The sequence below is a fragment of the Agrobacterium sp. rho-13.3 genome (genome assembly GCF_033957765.2).
Classification (GTDB): Bacteria; Pseudomonadota; Alphaproteobacteria; order Rhizobiales; family Rhizobiaceae; genus Agrobacterium.
Genome location: NZ_CP192774.1, coordinates 2,971,949 through 2,991,609, shown reverse-complemented (window position 1 = coordinate 2,991,609; position 19,661 = coordinate 2,971,949). Strand labels below are relative to the sequence as shown.

Genomic DNA, 19,661 nt, shown 5'->3' with positions numbered 1-19,661 from the left:
GACACATTGGAAAAAACAAATGTTCGGAAAACGTGGCGGCGATGGCTTCGTAAGAAGCTCCAATAACGCACAGGCGGCTCCACCGCCTGCGCAGCCTGCTGCTGCCATAACACCGCGTGCGGAACCGGGCGATACGATGGTTCTTGCACCGGCATCGGTTCCTGCCACATCCCGCTCTGAGCCGCCGCAGCCGCGAAAACGAGCACGCACCGACGAATATTATCAAACGAAAGCACAGGTGTTTTCGGCGCTGATCGACACGATCGACCTGTCGCAACTGGCAAAACTCGATACCGAAAGCGCACGCGAAGAAATTCGCGATATCGTCAACGATATCATCACCATCAAAAATTTCGCGATGTCGATTTCCGAGCAGGAAGAACTGCTGGAGGACATTTGCAACGATGTTCTGGGCTACGGTCCTCTGGAGCCGCTTCTCGCCCGCGATGACATTGCCGATATCATGGTCAATGGCTCTGGCCAGACCTTTATCGAAGTCGGCGGCAAGACCATCGAATCCGATATCCGTTTCCGTGATAACGGCCAACTTCTGTCGATCTGCCAGCGTATCGTTAGCCAGGTCGGACGCCGTGTCGATGAATCAAGCCCGATCTGCGATGCCCGTCTTCCAGACGGTTCGCGTGTCAACGTCATCGCCCCGCCGCTTGCCATCGACGGTCCTGTTCTGACGATCCGAAAGTTCAAGAAAGACAAGCTGACGCTCGACCAGCTGGTCCGCTTTGGCGCCATTACGCCTGAGGGCGCGGTTCTCCTGCAAATCATCGGGCGCGTACGCTGTAATGTGGTTATATCAGGCGGTACGGGCTCAGGTAAAACCACGCTTTTGAACTGCTTGACGAGTTACATCGACAAGACAGAGCGTATCATTACCTGCGAAGACACTGCCGAACTTCAGCTTCAGCAGCCGCATGTGGTGCGTCTGGAAACACGCCCGCCGAACATCGAGGGCGAAGGCGAAATCACCATGCGTGATCTCGTCAAGAACTGCCTCCGTATGCGCCCGGAACGGATCATCGTCGGTGAAGTGCGTGGATCTGAGGTCTTCGATCTTTTGCAAGCCATGAACACCGGCCATGACGGCTCCATGGGCACCATTCACGCCAATACACCACGTGAATGCCTGAGCCGCATGGAATCCATGATCGCCATGGGTGGCTTCAGCCTGCCCGCGAAAACAGTGCGCGAAATCATCTCGTCTTCGGTGGATATCGTCATTCAGGCCGCCCGTCTTCGTGATGGTTCGCGACGGATCACGCAAGTGACCGAAGTGCTGGGCATGGAAGGCGATGTCATCATCACCCAGGACTTGATGCGGTACGAAATCGATGGCGAAGACGCAAACGGTCGCCTGATCGGCCGCCATGTTTCAACCGGCATCAGCAAACCGCATTTCTGGGATCGCGCCCGCTATTTCAACGAGGATAAGCGCCTTGCGGCCGCCCTTGATGAAATGGAAATCCAGTCTCAATAAAGCACGGCGGAACAGTAAATGAACATGACTGTGATGTTGCTTGTTATCCTCGTCGCCGTATCGGCAGGAGCGATGGCCTATGTCTTCCTGTTTCCGCAGATCGAAGTCGAGAAAAAAACCGCAAGCCGGGTCAGCCGCGTCAAGGCAGCAGAAACCGATCACAACAAGATCAAGGCCGCTCGCGACCGCGTGCAGGAACTGGGCAAGCGGCGCAAGTCCGTCCAGGACACGTTGAAAGACCTTGAGAAGAAACAAAACGAAAAAGCAAAAGACAGAAAAGACACCAGCGTCAAAGGCAGGCTCATACAGGCCGGTTCTTCCTTTTCGGTCAGAAAATTCTATCTGATGAGCGGCGGGCTCGGGCTGGCCATCTTTCTCGTCGCGCTGCTTTATGGCGCACCGTTTCTTCTTGCCTTGGGTGGCGGCTTTGTCGGTGCTTTGGGACTTCCGCGCTGGATCCTCGGCTTTCTCGTCAAACGCCGTCAGACCAAGTTTCTCGAAGAGTTTCCGAATGCACTTGATGTTATGTATCGGTCCATCAAGTCCGGCTTGCCTCTGAACGATGCGGTGCGACTGATTGCGTCCGACGGGCAGGAGCCGGTAAAAACCGAGTTTCAACGCGTCGTAGAAGCACAACAGGTCGGCATGAGCATTCCGGACGGCATCAACCGCATGATGCTGACCATGCCTTTGCCGGAAGTAAACTTCTTTGGCACGGTGATTACCATTCAGGCGCAGGCTGGCGGCAACCTTTCGGAAGCTTTGGCAAACCTGTCCAAAGTGCTGCGTGAGCGCCGCAAGATGAAAGCGAAAGTCAGCGCACTTTCCATGGAAGCGAAGGCATCTGCCGTCATCATCGGCGCCCTTCCCTTCATCGTGGCAACGCTCGTTTACCTTACCTCGCCGGATTATATCATGGTGCTTTTCACCGATCCGCGTGGGCACCTCATTCTCGGGGCATCGGCAGTCTGGATGTCCATTGGCATCGTCATCATGCGCAACATGATCAATTTCGATATGTGAGGTCACAAAGCCATGACAGAGCAACTCGCGTCCAGCCTGACCAACCCGCTGCTTATCGTCGCCATTCTGGTGTCGATAGCGGTGTTTGCGACGTTCTACACGCTTGCCATTCCCTATTTTGAAAAGGGAGACCTCAACAAGCGCATGAAGGCCGTGTCGACAGAACGCGACCAAATCAGAATCCGTGAACGCGAGCGTGCAAATGAACTTGCAAAGGGTGGCAAGGCGACGCTGCGCTCCAACAACAACAAGTCGGCACGCCGTATCGTCGAGCGTTTTAACCTGCGTGAAGCGCTTGTAGACGTCAACACGGTGAACAAGCTGAGAGCGGCGGGGTATCGCTCCCAGAACGCGCTGAACACCTTTCTCGCTGCCCGGTTCATTCTGCCCTTCGTTTTTCTGATGCTGTCCTTTTTCTGGGTTTTCGTCATGGGCAATCTGGCAGAAAAAGCGTTTGGCATTCGCCTGATGGCCGTACTCGGGTTTGGTTATCTTGGTTTTTACGCGCCAAACATCTTCGTTTCCAACCAGATGAACAAGCGCCAGAAATCCATCAAACGCGCCTGGCCTGACGCACTGGACCTGATGCTGATCTGCGTGGAATCTGGCGTGTCCATGGAAGCCGCTATGCGCCGAGTGGCTGAAGAAATGGCCGATCAGTCTCCCGAGCTTGCCGAAGAAATGGTGCTGACCACAGCCGAGCTGTCATTTCTGCAAGACCGACGCACCGCGCTCGAAAATCTGGGCATTCGCACCCAGCTGGACGGCGTGAAAAGCGTCGTCCAAGCCCTCATTCAAGCCGAACGCTATGGCACGCCATTGGCGCAAGCTCTTCGCGTTTTGGCGCAGGAAGGCCGCGATGAGCGAATGAACGAGGCTGAAAAGAAGGCGTCTGCACTTCCGCCGAAACTTACGGTGCCGATGATCCTGTTTTTCTTGCCGGTTCTGATCGCAGTCATTCTTGGACCAGCAGGTATTCGCGTTTCTGACTCGTTCTGAAGACGAAGAAGGTTAAACCAAAAAGGCGACCACGCAGGCCGCCTTATCTTCAACCCATCAACAAATACAAATTAGTTTGTCGCTTTTTTCTTGTTCTTGTCGGAAAGCTGCGACCAGGCATTTTGCTGTGAGAGCATGCCTCTGAGATAGGTGAGATTGGCCTGCGCCTGCTGAGCGGAAAGTTCCTGCGTCGCAATGCGTTCAGCTTCTTCGAAGCGGCCTTGAAGACCAACGACGAGAGCGAGGTTCTGGCGAATACGGCTGTCTGCACCGGGCTGCGAGGCGGCGGAACGCATATAGGTTTCTGCCGTGCGCGGATCGCTTTGGAGAACGTAAGACATGCCGAGGTTGGACAAGATGCTTGGATCGTTGGGTTTGAGATCCAGCGCCTGACGATATTTCGTCCGGGCTTCGTTGGAGCGGCCGAGTTGATCCAGCACCGCACCTTCGGCGGAATACAAACGCCAGTCCGGGCGATCCGGCGTCTGTGCGCGATTGATCGTGCTCAGCGCCTGCTCCAACTGACCGGCAGCGGCCTGCGCCTTGCCATAGGATGCGAGCACTTCACGGTCGGATGGATAAGCGATGGCAATCTGCTGCATCACAGCCAAAGCCTGCGCGTTTTTGCCCGTCATCATCAAAAGATTGGCGTAATTCAACCCTGTCCCACGATCTTTGGGATTGCGCTCATAGGCTTTGCCAGTCGAGGCTTCGGCTTGGCGCAACTGCTCCATGTTCATCTGATCATAGGAATGGGAGACAGGCGCAATGGAGCCGGTGGACATACGGTCTGGCTTGTTCGTGGAACAGCTGGCAAGAGCAAGGGCTAGCGCTGCCGCACAAACGCCGCGCAGCAGCGTCTTGTGGCGGGCTGGAAGGACTGTAACAGCAATCATAACATTGCCCCGGCTCTGGGTTTGGATCGAAAATGTGCGGTGAGTCGTTATTTTATTCGACGCAACCTACGCTCAAGCAATAATCTGTTAACCCTAACAGAGTGTTAATTTGCTGATTCCAGACCTTTACGAAAGCTGACCATGGCCCCCTATCAATTTATCGAGCGCCCGACCCCTTTCAGCTCCAAGGCAGGCAAGACATTACCGGTCTTCGCAATCACGCCTGCACATATCGAGCAGGGAGCGATCGACCCGATTGCTTTGGATTGGGCGCGCAAGGCAGGCTTTAAAGCGGACGCGGGTGCGATCCTGTTGATCCCTTCCGCAGAAGGAGCGTTGGGGGGCGCGCTTCTCGGTCTCGGCACCAACCCTTCGGAAATACCGTTTATAACGGGCAAGCTGGCGCGCGAATTGCCTGAAGGGGACTGGCACATCGAGACGGCGCCCCTCACTGTCAACCGCCTGACGCTGGGCTTCGGTCTAGGTGCCTACCACTTCGATAAATATCGCACGGTAAAAAGCAATGGTGCGAAACTGCTCATTCCCCGCGATGCGGAAGATGCGGAAATCAAACGCGTTCTGGCAGGCGTTTATCTGGCGCGTGATCTTATCAACGTGCCGGCCAATGACATGGGACCGGACGAACTTGAAATCCCCTTCCGCAGTTTGGGTGCCCATTACAAAGCGCAGGTATCTGTCATCGCCGGCGACGATCTGCTGAAAGAAAACTTTCCGCTCATTCACGCGGTTGGCCGCGCCAGCGCCAGCGCGCCACGCTTGCTGGAAATGACATGGGGTAAGAAAGGTCACCCGCGTCTGACACTGGTTGGTAAAGGTGTCTGCTTCGATACAGGCGGCCTTGATATAAAGTCTTCCTCCTCCATGGCGTTGATGAAAAAGGACATGGGCGGCGCTGCGAATGTGCTGGGCCTCGCGCTGATGATTATGGATGCGCGCCTGCCCATCGAACTGCGCGTTCTCGTGCCTGCGGTGGAAAACTCCATCTCGTCCAACGCATTCCGCCCCGGCGATATCTACAAGAGCCGCAAGGGATTGACGGTCCAGATCGACAACACGGATGCCGAAGGTCGCCTCGTTCTGGCCGACGCTCTGGCCTATGCGGACGACGATGCGCCTGACCTGATGATCGACATGGCGACTCTGACCGGCGCTGCCCGCGTCGCACTTGGCCCGGATGTTCCGCCCTTCTTCACCGACGACGAAGACCTTGCCCACAGCATCGCCGATGCGAGCATGGATGTGGACGACCCTTTGTGGAGACTGCCACTCTACATGGGCTACGACAAAGATATCCGCTCGCGCGCCGCCGACATCACCAATGCGCCAGCGGGCGGCATGGCGGGCTCTATTACCGCAGCGCTATTCCTCAAGCGTTTCGTAACCCAAACGAAAAAATGGGCGCATTTCGATATTTACGGCTGGTCTCTCAGCGAACGCCCGCATTCCTCCATCGGCGGCGAGGCACAGGCTATCCGGGCGCTGTTCCATTATATTTCGCGGAACTTTGCGAAGACGTAATGGTGATTGGGCTTGGGACAAGCTCAAATTCTCACTCGACGTCATCCTCGGGCTAGTCCCGAGGATCTGCTAGGTTGCAATTTTGGAGGCGTGGGTAGATGCCCGGGACAAGTCCGAGCATGACAATGAAGGGTTTGGCACGCTTTATCAGCAAACCTCAAAGCGGATAAGCCGCCTCGCCTTAAACCAAAACATCCTGATCTTTGCGGTCTTCCTGACCGAAAAATTTTAGGTAGCGCTGTACCTCTTCCGCCTCTCCCGTGGCTTTTTGCGGATTATCCGAAAGCTTGACGGCCGGGCGACCATTGGCATGGCTGACCTTGCAGACGATCGAAATCGGTTTCAGGCTTTCGATTGTTTTCGGTGCGCAGCCCGCGAAATCATTGGTGAGGTTGGTGCCCCAACCGAAGCTCATGCGGGCGCGGCCTTCGAAATGTTTGTAGGTGTCGATGATGGCGTCGACATCAAGACCATCCGAGAAGATCAAAAGTTTCTTCTTCGGGTCGCGGTGCATCTTTTTCCACCATTCGATAATCTTCTCGCCACCCTCGATGGGTGGGGCACTATCGGGGCGGAAACCGGTCCAGTCGGCCACCCATTCCGGCGCATTGCGCAGGAAGGCTGCGGTTCCGAACGCATCTGGCAGCACGATCAGCAGGTTGCCACCGTAAAGCCGGTTCCAGTCCTTCATCACCTGATAGGGTGCGGCGGCCAACTCCTCGTCATTTTGTGCAAGGGCGGCGACGACCATAGGAAGCTCGTGCGCGTTGGTGCCGACCGCTTCAAGGTCTGAATCCATAGCCAGCAATACATTACTGGTGCCGGTAAAGGCAGGGCCGATGCCTTCCTTTAAGGCTTCCACGCACCAGCGCTGCCACAGAAAACTGTGACGGCGGCGGGTGCCGAAATCGGAGATGCGCAGGCCGGGAAGCTCGCGCAGACGCTCTACCTTTTCCCACATCTTGGCTTTCGCACGGGCATACAGAACATCAAGCGTGAAATAGCCGAGCGAGCGCATGGCACTGCGTGACCGCAACTCGTTGATGATGGCAAGGGCCGGAATTTCCCATAGCGTGGTATCCATCCACCGCCCGTGGAAATTCAGCTCGTATTGGCCATCCCGCTTGAACAGCTCATATTCCGGCAATTGATAGCTATCCAGCCACGATAAAAATTCTGGCTCAAAAATCTGCGAACGGCCATAGAAGCTGTTACCAGCCAGCCAGATGCTTTCCTTCTTCGAAAGCCTGAGTGTGCGGGCATGATCGAGCTGCTCGCGCAACTCCATCTCGTCGATCTCTTCTGCGAGCTTGACCGTTTTGGTGCGGTTGATGAGCGAGAATGTTGCATTGACCTCTGGATACAGCTTCCAGATCATCTGCAACATCAGAAGCTTGTAGAAATCCGTATCAATGAGACTGCGGATGATGGGGTCCAGCTTCCAGGTGTGGTTGTGAACACGGGTCGCTATATCTATCTTCGTCATTGCTGCTGCTATCCCCCGCACCGGACAAAGCCGGTATCGCCGCGCATTTCAAAAAATCCTAAGCCCTTGGGAGTCTGATCCGCTCCCAGGCTAAAGCCTTATCTGAAAGAACCTTCGCAAGTCCAGACCGGTTTGGTCAAAGATGGTTCGGGAAGACCAGATCAGAAATCTGTCGCGGGCGGGTTTATGCCTGGATACCAGTCTTTCGAAGTGGGTACGCGGGTGCCAGTGGCAGAGACACCGGCGGAGCCGGTACAGCGATAACCCTGCATGGGCAGGCCGCGATTGCCGAACACATCGCGATACGGTCCATCCGGGTAACCAGAGGCTACCGTTGTCGAATGGCAGGTATAACGTTCCTTTGGCTGAAGCGTCTTGGGGTCTTTGACGCCGGGCAGATTGGCGTAGGCATCCGGTGCTGGCATGTAGCCATTTTCATAAACCGTTTGCGCATGACCGACAGAGGCAATGGAAAGAGCGGCGAGAATGAACGCCACGATGCCTGTTGCTGATCTTGTCATGTCCGGGTCCCGCGATTGGTTTGCTCGCAACTCCATATAGGTCAAAAATTGCGCCGAAACAGCGGATGTCTTCAAACGTTTTCGTGAAAATATTCAAGGCCGACGATAGGATGTCGGCAAGTTATATAGCCAGCCGATGCGTCGGATCGCGTCATCGAGATTTTCCCGCGTCACACTCATCGTGTGGCCACTGGCATGGAGCAGTGTTTCCGCATCTTCCATAATGCCGACGTGGCCCTTCCAGAATACCAGATCACCGCGCTGCAACTCTTCGCGGGTGATTTCCGTGCCAAGCGACGCGACCTGCATATCCGTATCGCGCAAAGCAAATTTGCCAACCATGGCCATGGAAAGCTGGACGAGGCCGGAGCAATCGATACCAAAACCCGAGCGACCGCCCCAAAGATAGGGTGTTTCCAGAAAGCGCAATGCCACCGAAACATAGTCGTCATCCTGCAAGGTTTGCCCCACGGCAACGCAATGGGCAGCGATAACGCCCTCGCCTTGTTCGGTCAGCAGATAGCGGGTGCCTCGGGTTTCAGCGTCGCGCACAAAGGCCAGAGTGCTGCCCATGGAAACAGCTGCAATCGGTGGCTTTCTGAGTTCGGCGGCTGGATAAAGGAATGTGCGCGGCGCGATGATGCGATGCGTGGCGGGCAATATATCGCCGACCGCAGTTTCGGGCAGGTAGCCCGCATAACCATCGGCATCTGCCTGCACCCATGCCCAACCATCCGCCCGGTCGAAAACACGAACCGTTTCTCCAAGCAACAGCTCCGTATCAATGCCCGAGGCCAAATCCGGTTTGGGGCGAAGACCGATAACCGGGACGGTGATTTGCGCGGGCGCGCCACTGACGAAACGATCCGCCTCCACTTGGCCTTTCAGCTTTTCATCAGCCAAGTCATCACGGAAAATATTCAGGCGGCGGTCGAGTGTCATTGCTTTGGTTCCAAAGTTTAAGCCTTGCGCGCCTGATCAATAATCAAATCGCCGAATTTTTCCAGATAGAGCGCACCGGCGACCGTGCGTTTTATCACCACATTGCGGCGGTCACGTGTATCGCGTTCGCGCTCAACAAGCCCCATCGTTCCCATACTGTCCAATGCGCGGGTAATCACAGGTTTTGTGACACCAAGCAGAGACGCTAGCCCTCGCACTGTGTGCGGTGGCGGTATGAGATAAATATGCAGGAGAATTGCCATCTGCCGCGAGGTCAGATCGGGTGCATCTTCCTCGACTTGGCGTATCACGACCCTATGCCACAGGCCCAGCGCTTGCGTCGGCGACAGTTCCACGGCCAAGTTCCGCTCCACTTATTTGCTGCCAAGATCAATTAATTCTAGCTCATCTTCCTGCAAATCGATGAATAAAACAAAACCGCCGCCATTATTTTCTGCGGCTGCAACAGCGCATCAATAATGGCGGCGGTCTGTTTGCCCGTTTTCGAGCCTTTTGTGTCCCCTCTGGACTTACCGATTATAAGCAGGAAACATGCCAGTTTTGATCTGGCGTATAATGACTTCTAAATCAGCAGCTTAAGGGAGTTCATTCTTTTTCGACACCACACCACAAAGGTTATTTTTTAATCACTGCGCAAATATGATGCAGGAGCGAACCCTTCGCCAGCACGGCGAAAGGCTGTTTTTAAAGGGTCAAACCTCAGCCGTGTGACCGCCTTCGGCTTCCAGCGCTCTTTCCTTTTTGTTGTAACGGATAGAAGACCAGAGTGAGAGACCGATGAGCGCCGCACCACCAAGGCCGGTAATGACCTCAGGAATGTGGAACAGGCTCTGCACGTACATAATGACCGAGAGGATGAGGATGGCGTAAAACGCGCCATGCTCAAGATAACGGTATTCTGCAAGCGTGCCCTTTTCGACCAGCATGATCGTCATCGAGCGCACATACATGGCGCCGATGCCAAGACCAATGGCGATGATGAAGAGATTGGAGGTCAGCGCGAAGGCACCGATAACACCATCAAACGAAAAGCTGGCATCCAGAACTTCGAGGTAGAGGAACGCACCGAAGCCGCCCTTCGCCGCACCTTGCAGCACCTGTTGGCTGCGATCCAGAATACCACCCAGCACTTCGACCAGCAGGAAGGTCAAAAGACCCCAGATGGCTGAACTGAAGAACACGGTTGCCGCTTCCGGCCCAAGTGCCGGATTTGCGCTGTTGCTGATGATGCGCGAGAAGACCAGCATGATGATCAGAACAAAGGCGATTTCGATGCCCTTGATGGACGAGTAGGTCGAAATCTTTTCTTCAAGCCAACGCACCCAGTGTACGTCTTTTTCGTGGTCGAAGAAGAAGCTCAGACCCACCATCATCAGGAAGGTGCCGCCGAAGGCTGCGATCGGCAGATGGGCGTCCTTCATGATCTGGGCGTAACGTTCCGGCTCGGTTGCCGCCATGACCATGGCTGTCCACGGACCAACATTGGCGGCGATGACGACGATCAGCAGTGGAAAGACGATACGCATGCCGAAAACGGCAATCAGAATGCCCCAGGTCAAGAAGCGCTGCTGCCATTCCGGCGTCATGTCTTTGAGCTTGTTGGCATTGACGATGGCGTTATCGAAGGAAAGCGAGATTTCCAGCACAGCCAGAACCGCGCAGATGAAAAAGATCGTGGCAGTGCCGCTGATGGTGCCGGTCATTTCCCAGCCAAGATAGCCGCCAAGCAGCAGGCCCACGACCGTAACGATGAAGGCCCATTTAAAATAGGCGAGTGTCGAGTTTGTTGTCGGTGTCATCACAGCGCTCCCTTGATGATCGTGGGAACGGAAAGACGCGAAACGGGCATGGCGCAAAGCGCATGCACGGAATGCATGGTCAGATTCTTCATGGGTTTAAATCCGCCGGCGTAACAAGCAGGCGGTACCGACATCGCGAGAGCGCCGTAAAACTCTCGCCAGAGGGGCCCGGCACCAAAGTTCTTTTACCCAATGCCCGATGTCCAAGGGCTAGGAGTACTTTGTAAGTCTCTCAACTTCGTGATTTCGTCAAGGCCAAAGTTGTTTTTTCGGCCTCATAGACCACATTGCGCGCGTTCTTTCTTTCAATTTACAAACAAAAGTTGCGAGGTGCATCGTTGTCATATCATTTTGCAAATAGATACTATTTGTTTTCTTGCCTGCGTGGCTTACGTGCGGTAGACACTCACACCAATCGCGAACTTCTTGAGTATGGAGAAACGGAATGACGATTTCCTTCGACTTGACCGGCAAGACCGCCATCGTCACCGGGGCCAATACGGGACTTGGACAGGGCATTGCCACGGCACTGGCTGGTGCGGGCGCCTCGGTCGCGCTCGTCGGGCGCTCCTCCATGGCTGAGACGGAAGAGGCAATCGCGGCCATTGGTGGCAAGACCCACAGCATCAAGGCTGACCTGTCTTCAATTGCGCCTGTTGCCGAGATTATCGAAGAAACGGTTCGCTGGTCGGGCAGCGCGGATATTCTCATCAACAATGCGGGCATTATCAAACGCGCCGATTCGCTGGATTTCAGCGAGGCCGACTGGGACGCGGTAATGGACGTGAACCTGAAAACGGTGTTCTTTCTCAGCCAAGCCTTTGCCCGCCATCTGGTCGCAGAAAACAAGCCCGGCAAGATCATAAACATTGCCTCGCTTCTGTCGTTTCAGGGCGGCATTCGTATTCCGTCCTACACGGCCTCCAAAAGCGGCCTTGCCGGTTTGACACGCCTTCTGGCCTGCGAATGGGCATCCAAGGGCATCAACGTCAACGCGATTGCGCCCGGCTACTTCGACACCAACAACACCGAAGCATTGCGCAACGACCCGGACCGCAATGCTGCCATTCTGGCGCGTATTCCGGCCGGTCATTGGGGCAAGCCGGATGAGATCGGCGGCGCGGCTGTCTTCCTTGCATCGAGCGCTTCGAACTACATTCACGGCACCGTGCTGCCAGTCGATGGGGGCTGGCTCGCGCGCTGATTCATCAGCCTGACGACATCGTGGCTTACACGATGTCGTCTACCGTCTGATTGGTTTGTTTGCCTTGCCTGCGCTTCAACGTGTTTTCGCGGAAGAAGATATAGAGGCCAGACAGCACGATTAGGCCCGCGCCGATGATGATGCCCGGCTGCGGAACATCCCCGAACATCAGCCACCCGAAAACGACGGCCCACAGCAACAGCGTGTATTGCAACGGCGCGACCGTGGCGGCATCGGCAAGTTTCAGCGCGCGGTTGACCAGTATATGCGCCACCACGGCGACGATGCCCAAAAGCGAAAGAAGTGACAGGTCAAAACCGGATTTCAACGGTACCCAAACCGATGGCGCGATGGCAAGGGCGACGACACCGGCAAGGGCTGCACCGACGACCTGCCAGAAGGCCAAAACCGTATCCGGCGTATTGCGAAGCTGCCTGCCAGAAAGCATCATAAACGCAAAGGCGGCGCTGCCGAGAATAGAGAACAAAGCCGCCGGGGTGAGACTGGCTGCACTCGGATTGAGCGCAATCAAAACGCCCACGAAGCCAATGCCGATGGCCGTCCAGCGCCGCCAACCGACCTTTTCACCCAATAAAAACGGCGAGAGTGCCGCCACATAAATGGGTGCGGCCAGCCAATAGGTCATGACATCTGCCAAGGGCAGCGCCGCGACCGCGAAGTAAAAACAAAAGAGTTCCGCCGTGGAAAAAAACACCCGAGAGGCCTGCAAAACAGGGCGTTCAATCCGCACAAGAGTGCTAAGGCCCGCTTTCCACAGAATGGGCAAAAGCACGATGATGGCAGCCGCGCTGCGCACCAGCACCACCTGCCCCAAACTATAGGTCGCGACCAGCCACTTCCCCATGGCATCGTTCAAGGCGAACAGAAGCATACCGAGCAGCATGACGGCCACGCCGAGACTGGTCGGCGAAAGCTTGCGAAGAAAATTGGGCATTTTGTTTTTTGAACTCCCTAGAGGCCCATGACTCAAACACGTACCTATTGGAGTCAAGCCCAGCGAATGCCCTATGCTGACAAAAGTTCTTTCATTGCTTGCCGGAAGCGACGGGAGATAGCCTCGCGCTGCGCATGACGCCCCTGCTGCACGACCGTCTTGCCGTTGACCCACACCCTATCCGGCTTCACCAAATTGCCGAAAATCCAACCATCCAGCAGGTGATCACCCTCTAGATAAGGCGCGTTTTCGACATCCAGAGACACGAAATCCGCGGCCTGACCTTGCGCAATACCCACCCTGGCACCCAAGGCTTGCGCACCACCAATCAGCGCCGCATCAAACAATGTGCGACCCGTGGAGCCATTCGCGGGCGCGATAACATTGCGGGCGCGGTGCAAGAGGCGCTGCGAGTATTCCAGTTGCCGTAACTCATCACCCACGCCGATCAGCACGTTGCTGTCAGAACCAATGCCAAACGCGCCGCCCGCATTCAGAAACTCCGTCGCCGGAAACGTGCCATCGCCAAGGTTGGCTTCGGTGATGGGGCAAAGACCCGCGACCGCACCGCGTTTCGCCACGCCTTCAGTCTCACCTTCTGTCATATGGGTGGCATGGATGAGGCACCAGCGATCTGTCACATCGGCATTGTCCAGCAGCCATTCAACAGGGCGTTGGCCTGACCATGTAATGCAGTCCTCGACTTCTTTCACCTGCTCGGCAATGTGAATATGCAAGGGTGCATCTGGAGCAAGTTGCGCGGCGATGGCCAGCTCTTCCGGTGTCACTGCGCGCAGGCTGTGAGGTGCGACACCAACAACGCTTTTGGGTAATGTCGCGACTGCCTTGCGGCAACCTTCCAGCAAGCGCGCAAAACTATCCGTTGAATTGATAAAGCGGCGCTGGCCGTCCACCGGCTCCAGACCGCCAAAACCGGAATGGGCATAAAGCACGGGAAGTAGCGTGAGCGCTATGCCAGTCTGCGACGCCGCCGCCGCGATGCGTTCGGCGTGCTCGGCGATATTGGCGTAGTGGCCGCCGTCCTTATCGTGGTGCAGATAATGGAACTCGCCGACCCGGCCAAAACCGGCCTCCAGCATTTCCATATAAAGCTGCGCGGCAACGGCTTCCATCTGGTCCGGCGTCATGGTCAGCGCGAAACGATACATCAGCGTGCGCCAGCTCCAAAAGCTGTCATTGGTGGCCCCGCGCGTTTCCACCATGCCAGACATGGCGCGCTGAAAAGCGTGGCTGTGCAGGTTTGGCATAGCTGGAACGAGAACCTTGTGACGCTCATCGCCCTGCGTTGGTGCTGCCCCGACTTCAACCGAAGCGATCCTGCCATCCGTAATCATCAGACGAACGTTCTTTACCCAGCCTTCTGGCAGCAAAGCGGTTTCAGCATGAAGGGTCATCTTGGCTCCTCATTTTTTCATATCGCAGGCTCTTGCCTCTGCCTTCATTATGTATATACATATTAAACATAAGGGAAGGGAAAATTCATCATGGACGCAAACTCCATTTCGAAAAATAGCCCAATTTCGCTGTGGCGAAATGCGCGGATTGCAACACTTGATCCTTCGCAGTCAGGCCTTGGAATTATTGAAAATGGCGCGATTGCCGTTCGTGATGGCCGTATCCTTTTCGCAGGCCCGGAATCAGAATTGCCGGAGCAATTCAACAATGCTGCCGAGACGGTTGATTGTGAAAGTCGCTGGATCACGCCTTCTCTCATCGATTGCCACACCCACCTCGTTTTTGGCGGCAACCGTGCCATGGAATTCGAAATGCGCTTGAATGGCGCAAGCTATGAAGAAATTGCCAAGGCGGGCGGCGGCATTGTGTCTTCCGTGCGCGATACACGCACGCTTTCCGAAGACGAGTTGATTGCGCAGGCATTGCCACGGCTGGACACGCTGCTGGCCGAGGGCATTTCGACCATCGAAATCAAATCCGGTTATGGACTGGACATTGAAACAGAGCTGAAAATGCTGCGTGTGGCGCGCAAGCTGGAAACGCTGCGGCCGGTGCGCATCCTCACCACCTATCTTGCTGCCCACACCGCACCCACCGACTATAAGGGCCGCAATGCCGACTATATAGCAGACGTTGTTTTGCCGGGAATGGAGCGCGGTCATACGGAAGGCTTGATCGATGCGGTTGACGGTTTTTGCGAAGGCATTGCTTTCTCCCCCGAAGACATCCGCACCGTTTTTGACAAGGCAAAAGCCTTGGAACTGCCCGTCAAACTCCATGCGGAGCAGCTTTCCAACCTTGGCGGCGCGGCGCTTGCCGCATCCTACGGTGCACTTTCCGCTGACCATCTGGAACATCTGGACGAGGCGGGCGCAAAAGCTTTGGCAAAGGCTGGAACCGTTGCCGTGCTGCTGCCCGGTGCTTTCTATGCCCTGCGCGAAAAACAACTGCCGCCGGTGCAGGCGCTGCGTGACGCGGGTGCTGATATTGCGCTCGCCACCGATTGCAACCCAGGCACATCACCGCTGACCTCTTTGCTGTTGACCATGAATATGGGTGCCACGCTTTTCCGCCTGACGGTGGAAGAATGCCTCACAGCAACGACACGCAATGCGGCAAAAGCACTTGGACTTCTCACAGAAACCGGCACGCTTGAGGTCGGAAAATCCGCTGATTTCACCATATGGAACATCGAACGGCCTGCCGAGCTTATCTACCGCATCGGCTTTAACCCGCTTCATGCACGTATCTTCAAGGGACGGACGACACTATGACCATCACACTTCATCCCGGCGCGGTTCAGCTTGACGTTCTCGCAGATATTTATTGGAACAATGGTTCAGCAAAGCTAGACCGTTCCTTCGATGCAGGCATTGAAAAAGCAGCAAAGCGCATTGCCGAAATCGCTGCGGGCAATGCTCCGGTCTATGGCATCAACACCGGCTTCGGCAAACTGGCTTCGATCAAGATCGATGCTGCCGATGTGGCTACGCTTCAACGCAACCTCATTCTCTCGCATTGTTGCGGCGTGGGTGCTGCACTGCCGGAAAATGTCGTTCGCCTCATCATGGCGCTGAAGCTTATTTCGCTCGGTCGTGGTGCCTCCGGCGTGCGGCTGGAGCTGGTTCGGCTGATTGAAGGCATGCTGGAAAAGGGCGTGATTCCGTCCATTCCGGAAAAAGGTTCGGTCGGTGCGTCCGGCGATCTGGCTCCGCTCGCACATATGGCCGCCGTGATGATGGGTGAAGGCGAAGCGTTTTATGAAGGCGCGCTGCTCCCCGCAGCGGAAGCGCTTTCCAAGGCCGGCCTTCAGCCAGTCGTGCTGGCCGCAAAAGAAGGTCTGGCGCTGATCAACGGCACGCAGACTTCAACTGCGCTTGCACTCGCCGGTCTGTTCCGCACCCACCGCGCTGCACAGGCGGCGCTGATTACCGGCGCGCTTTCTACAGATGCCGCAATGGGCTCTTCCGCGCCCTTCCATCCCGATATCCATACGCTTCGCGGCCATAAGGGCCAGATCGATGCGGGTGCAGCCCTTCGCAACCTGCTGGAAGGCTCTGAAATCCGTGTCAGCCACATTGAAGGTGACGAGCGCGTGCAGGACCCCTACTGCATTCGCTGCCAGCCACAGGTGGGTGGTGCTTGCCTGGATCTTCTGCGACAAGTTGCACGCACATTGGAAATTGAAGCCAATGCGGTGACGGACAATCCGCTGGTGCTGTCCGACAATTCGGTCGTTTCAGGTGGCAATTTCCATGCCGAGCCCGTGGCCTTTGCTGCCGATCAGACGGCGCTTGCCATCTGCGAAATCGGTGCGATTGCCCAGCGCCGTGTCGCACTTCTGGTGGACCCTGCTTTGTCCTACGGCCTGCCTGCCTTCCTCTCCAAAAAGCCGGGCCTGAATTCCGGCCTCATGATCGCCGAAGTGACCTCGGCCGCGCTGATGAGTGAAAACAAGCAGATGTCGCATCCGGCCTCGGTAGATTCCACGCCCACCTCGGCCAATCAGGAAGACCATGTTTCCATGGCCTGCCACGGCGCACGTCGCCTGCTGGTCATGACGGAAAACCTCTTTGCCATTCTCGGTATTGAAGCCCTGTCTGCTGTTCAAGGCGTGGAACTGCGTGGCCCGCTGAAGACCAGCCCGGAACTTCAAAAGGCGATGGCCGTGCTACGCAATGTCATTCCTTCGCTGGATGATGACCGCTACATGGCGCCAGACCTGAAAGTAGCCTCCGAGCTTATTGCATCCGGCGCACTGGTCGCCGCGATTTCGGATGGCATCTTGCCGAAGCTGGAGGCGTGAGATGTCGGTTTTCGACCTGCATCAAGGCACCTCCCCCATCATCCTCGGCCTGCCGCACACTGGCACCGAGGTACCCACGGAAATTTGGGGACGCCTGAACGACAACGGCAAAATCCTTGCCGATACCGACTGGCATATTCACGATCTCTATGCTGGTCTGCTGGATGACGCGACGACGGTTCGCGCCACCTTCCACCGCTATGTCATCGATGCCAATCGTGACCCTGCTGGTGTTAGCCTTTACCCCGGACAGAACACCACCGGTCTCGTTCCAGACACGGATTTTGATGGCAGGCCGATCTGGAAGACGGATGAAGAGCCAACCGAAGCGGACATCGCCCATCGGCTCGAAACCTTCCACGCGCCCTACCATGCGGCATTGGCTGCAGAAATCGAGCGGGTGAAGGCCATCCACGGCATCGCCATTCTGTATGATTGCCATTCGATCCGTTCGCACATCCCCTTCCTGTTTGAAGGCGCGTTGCCGGATTTCAACATCGGCACTGATGAGGGCAAGACCTGTGATCCGACCATCGAAAGCATAGCTGTCGATGTAACGTCGAAGGCCGAAGGTCACACATCCACTTTGAACGGCCGCTTCAAGGGCGGCTGGACAACCCGCCACTACGGACAACCACATCATAGCGTTCACGCCATACAGATGGAACTGGCCCAATCCACCCATCTTGCCACCGAAACGCCGCCCTTTGCCTATGACGAAGGCAAAGCGACGAAACTTCGCATTCATCTCAAATCCATTCTGACGCGCATGGAACAGTTTGCGCTCGAAACCAAACGATAAGGGGAGAAATCATGACCAACCCGCGCCACAATGAACGTGAAGTCCGCAGCCCCACAGGCACGCAACTCAACGCCAAAAGCTGGATGACCGAAGCGCCGCTTCGTATGCTGATGAACAATCTGGACCCAGACGTGGCAGAGCGTCCGCATGAACTGGTGGTCTATGGGGGTATTGGTCGTGCAGCGCGCACCTGGGCCGACTTCGACAAGATCGTCGCCACGCTGAAAGACCTCAACGAAGACGAAACGTTGATGGTGCAATCCGGCAAGCCGGTGGGCGTGTTCCGCACCCACAAGGATGCGCCGCGTGTGCTGATCGCAAACTCCAACCTCGTACCACACTGGGCGACGTGGGAACATTTCAACGAGTTGGATAAAAAGGGACTGGCCATGTACGGCCAGATGACTGCCGGTTCTTGGATTTACATCGGCACGCAGGGAATCGTGCAGGGCACCTACGAAACTTTCGTGGAGGCCGGTCGTCAGCACTATGATGGCAACCTCACCGGCAAATGGATTTTGACCGGCGGCCTCGGAGGCATGGGTGGCGCGCAGCCGCTGGCCGCCGTGATGGCTGGCGCCTGCTGCCTTGCCGTGGAATGCGATGAAACCCGCGTCGATTTCCGCCTGCGCACCCGTTATGTCGATGCAAAAGCGCATACGCTGGATGAGGCCTTGGCGCTGATCGACCAGTGGACGAAGGCTGGCGAAGCCAAATCTGTTGGCCTTATCGGCAATGCGGCGGAAATCTTCCCGGAACTCGTCAAGCGCATGAAGGCCGGTGGTCCGCGCCCGGATATCGTCACCGACCAGACCTCGGCACATGACCCGATCCACGGCTATCTGCCAGCCGGTTGGACCGTTGCGGAATGGCGTGCCAAGCAGGAGAGCGACCCGAAAGCCGTGGAAGCCGCAGCCCGCGCCTCCATGAAGCTTCAGGTTCAGGCCATGGTCGATTTCTGGAATGCAGACGTTCCGACACTCGATTACGGCAACAATATCCGTCAGGTTGCCAAGGAAGAGGGCTTGGAAAACGCCTTCGCTTTCCCCGGCTTCGTGCCTGCCTATATCCGTCCACTGTTTTGCCGTGGTATCGGCCCGTTCCGTTGGGCTGCCCTTTCCGGCGACCCGGAGGATATTTACAAGACAGATGCCAAGGTGAAAGAACTCACTCCCGGCAACACCCATCTGCACAACTGGCTGGACATGGCGCGCGAACGCATCGCGTTTCAGGGATTGCCCGCCCGCATCTGCTGGGTTGGTCTGGGTGATCGCCATCGCCTCGCCCTGGCCTTCAATGACATGGTCAAGAGCGGCGAGTTGAAAGCACCAGTCGTCATCGGTCGTGACCATCTCGATAGCGGTTCCGTCGCATCGCCGAACCGCGAAACGGAAGCAATGAAGGATGGCTCGGATGCCGTGTCCGACTGGCCGCTTCTCAACGCATTGCTCAACACCGCATCCGGCGCCACATGGGTGTCTCTGCACCACGGCGGCGGCGTGGGCATGGGCTTCTCCCAGCACTCCGGCGTTGTTATCTGCGCCGATGGTTCGGAAGACGCCGCAAAGCGTCTTGACCGCGTATTGTGGAACGACCCGGCCACAGGCGTTATGCGCCATGCCGATGCCGGTTATGACATCGCGCTGGATTGCGCCCGTGAGAAGGGCCTTCGTCTGCCCGGTATTCTGGGTAACTGATGC

General features: G+C 56.4%; 17 protein-coding genes. 9 read left to right on the top strand and 8 right to left on the bottom strand.

Annotated elements, in window-relative coordinates; translation table 11 throughout:
- The first annotated feature begins 19 nt into the window (after positions 1 to 19).
- From RMR16_RS14475 to RMR16_RS14465, 3 genes are read left to right on the top strand one after another with little or no spacing between them, the layout of a single operon-like run.
- Positions 20 to 1,492, top strand: a complete 1,473-nt coding sequence (locus RMR16_RS14475; protein ID WP_320200200.1) for a CpaF family protein — start codon at positions 20 to 22, stop codon at positions 1,490 to 1,492.
- 18 nt (positions 1,493 to 1,510) lie between these two features.
- Entirely contained in the window at positions 1,511 to 2,515 is a 1,005-nt protein-coding gene (locus tag RMR16_RS14470; RefSeq protein ID WP_320200201.1) for a type II secretion system F family protein, read from the top strand.
- 12 nt (positions 2,516 to 2,527) lie between these two features.
- On the top strand, positions 2,528 to 3,514 hold the full coding sequence (locus tag RMR16_RS14465; protein ID WP_320200202.1) for a type II secretion system F family protein: 987 nt from the start codon (positions 2,528 to 2,530) through the stop codon (positions 3,512 to 3,514).
- 71 nt (positions 3,515 to 3,585) lie between these two features.
- Here RMR16_RS14465 and RMR16_RS14460 read toward each other — a convergent pair whose 3' ends face one another.
- Positions 3,586 to 4,410 (bottom strand): tetratricopeptide repeat protein, encoded by an 825-nt coding sequence (locus RMR16_RS14460; RefSeq protein WP_320200203.1) that lies wholly within the window; start codon positions 4,408 to 4,410, stop codon positions 3,586 to 3,588.
- A 141-nt stretch (positions 4,411 to 4,551) separates the two neighbouring features.
- On the opposite strand from RMR16_RS14460, the gene RMR16_RS14455 reads away from it, so the two are divergent.
- Positions 4,552 to 5,949: a leucyl aminopeptidase family protein gene (locus RMR16_RS14455; protein ID WP_320200204.1), complete on the top strand. Its 1,398-nt coding sequence runs from the start codon at positions 4,552 to 4,554 to the stop codon at positions 5,947 to 5,949.
- Between the two features lie 181 nt (positions 5,950 to 6,130).
- Here the strand turns inward: RMR16_RS14455 and pncB are convergent, their stop codons facing one another.
- The 5 genes from pncB to RMR16_RS14430 all read right to left on the bottom strand — a co-directional run bounded on the left by pncB (position 6,131) and on the right by RMR16_RS14430 (position 10,718).
- The gene (pncB, locus tag RMR16_RS14450) at positions 6,131 to 7,435 is read right to left on the bottom strand and encodes a nicotinate phosphoribosyltransferase (RefSeq protein WP_320200205.1); all 1,305 of its coding nucleotides are present in this window, start codon (positions 7,433 to 7,435) and stop codon (positions 6,131 to 6,133) included.
- A gap of 161 nt (positions 7,436 to 7,596) precedes the next feature.
- Positions 7,597 to 7,956: a hypothetical protein gene (locus RMR16_RS14445; protein WP_320200206.1), complete on the bottom strand. Its 360-nt coding sequence runs from the start codon at positions 7,954 to 7,956 to the stop codon at positions 7,597 to 7,599.
- A gap of 93 nt (positions 7,957 to 8,049) precedes the next feature.
- Positions 8,050 to 8,898, bottom strand: coding sequence for an NlpC/P60 family protein (locus tag RMR16_RS14440; RefSeq protein ID WP_320200207.1), 849 nt, complete (start codon positions 8,896 to 8,898; stop codon positions 8,050 to 8,052).
- A 17-nt stretch (positions 8,899 to 8,915) separates the two neighbouring features.
- Positions 8,916 to 9,260, bottom strand: coding sequence for a MarR family winged helix-turn-helix transcriptional regulator (locus RMR16_RS14435; protein WP_320200208.1), 345 nt, complete (start codon positions 9,258 to 9,260; stop codon positions 8,916 to 8,918).
- A 351-nt stretch (positions 9,261 to 9,611) separates the two neighbouring features.
- Entirely contained in the window at positions 9,612 to 10,718 is a 1,107-nt protein-coding gene (locus tag RMR16_RS14430; protein WP_320200209.1) for a DUF475 domain-containing protein, read from the bottom strand.
- Between the two features lie 445 nt (positions 10,719 to 11,163).
- On the opposite strand from RMR16_RS14430, the gene kduD reads away from it, so the two are divergent.
- The gene (gene kduD / locus RMR16_RS14425) at positions 11,164 to 11,922 is read left to right on the top strand and encodes a 2-dehydro-3-deoxy-D-gluconate 5-dehydrogenase KduD (RefSeq protein ID WP_320200210.1); all 759 of its coding nucleotides are present in this window, start codon (positions 11,164 to 11,166) and stop codon (positions 11,920 to 11,922) included.
- Between the two features lie 25 nt (positions 11,923 to 11,947).
- On the opposite strand, the gene RMR16_RS14420 is transcribed toward kduD, so the two are convergent.
- Together RMR16_RS14420 and RMR16_RS14415 are read right to left on the bottom strand one after the other, a co-directional pair.
- Positions 11,948 to 12,877 (bottom strand): DMT family transporter, encoded by a 930-nt coding sequence (locus RMR16_RS14420; RefSeq protein WP_320200211.1) that lies wholly within the window; start codon positions 12,875 to 12,877, stop codon positions 11,948 to 11,950.
- Between the two features lie 71 nt (positions 12,878 to 12,948).
- Positions 12,949 to 14,292, bottom strand: coding sequence for a formimidoylglutamate deiminase (locus tag RMR16_RS14415; RefSeq protein ID WP_320200212.1), 1,344 nt, complete (start codon positions 14,290 to 14,292; stop codon positions 12,949 to 12,951).
- 90 nt (positions 14,293 to 14,382) lie between these two features.
- Between RMR16_RS14415 and hutI the strand changes: the two genes are divergently transcribed.
- From hutI to hutU, 4 genes are read left to right on the top strand one after another with little or no spacing between them, the layout of a single operon-like run.
- Positions 14,383 to 15,627 (top strand): imidazolonepropionase, encoded by a 1,245-nt coding sequence (hutI, locus tag RMR16_RS14410; RefSeq protein WP_320200213.1) that lies wholly within the window; start codon positions 14,383 to 14,385, stop codon positions 15,625 to 15,627.
- Positions 15,624 to 17,159: a histidine ammonia-lyase gene (gene hutH, locus RMR16_RS14405; RefSeq protein WP_320200214.1), complete on the top strand. Its 1,536-nt coding sequence runs from the start codon at positions 15,624 to 15,626 to the stop codon at positions 17,157 to 17,159. The genes hutI and hutH overlap by 4 nt, the downstream gene beginning before the upstream one ends.
- 1 nt (position 17,160) lies before the next feature.
- Positions 17,161 to 17,961, top strand: a complete 801-nt coding sequence (gene hutG, locus RMR16_RS14400) for an N-formylglutamate deformylase (RefSeq protein WP_320200215.1) — start codon at positions 17,161 to 17,163, stop codon at positions 17,959 to 17,961.
- Positions 17,962 to 17,972: 11 nt separating this feature from the next.
- Positions 17,973 to 19,658: a urocanate hydratase gene (hutU, locus tag RMR16_RS14395; RefSeq protein WP_320200216.1), complete on the top strand. Its 1,686-nt coding sequence runs from the start codon at positions 17,973 to 17,975 to the stop codon at positions 19,656 to 19,658.
- Positions 19,659 to 19,661 lie beyond the last annotated feature (3 nt).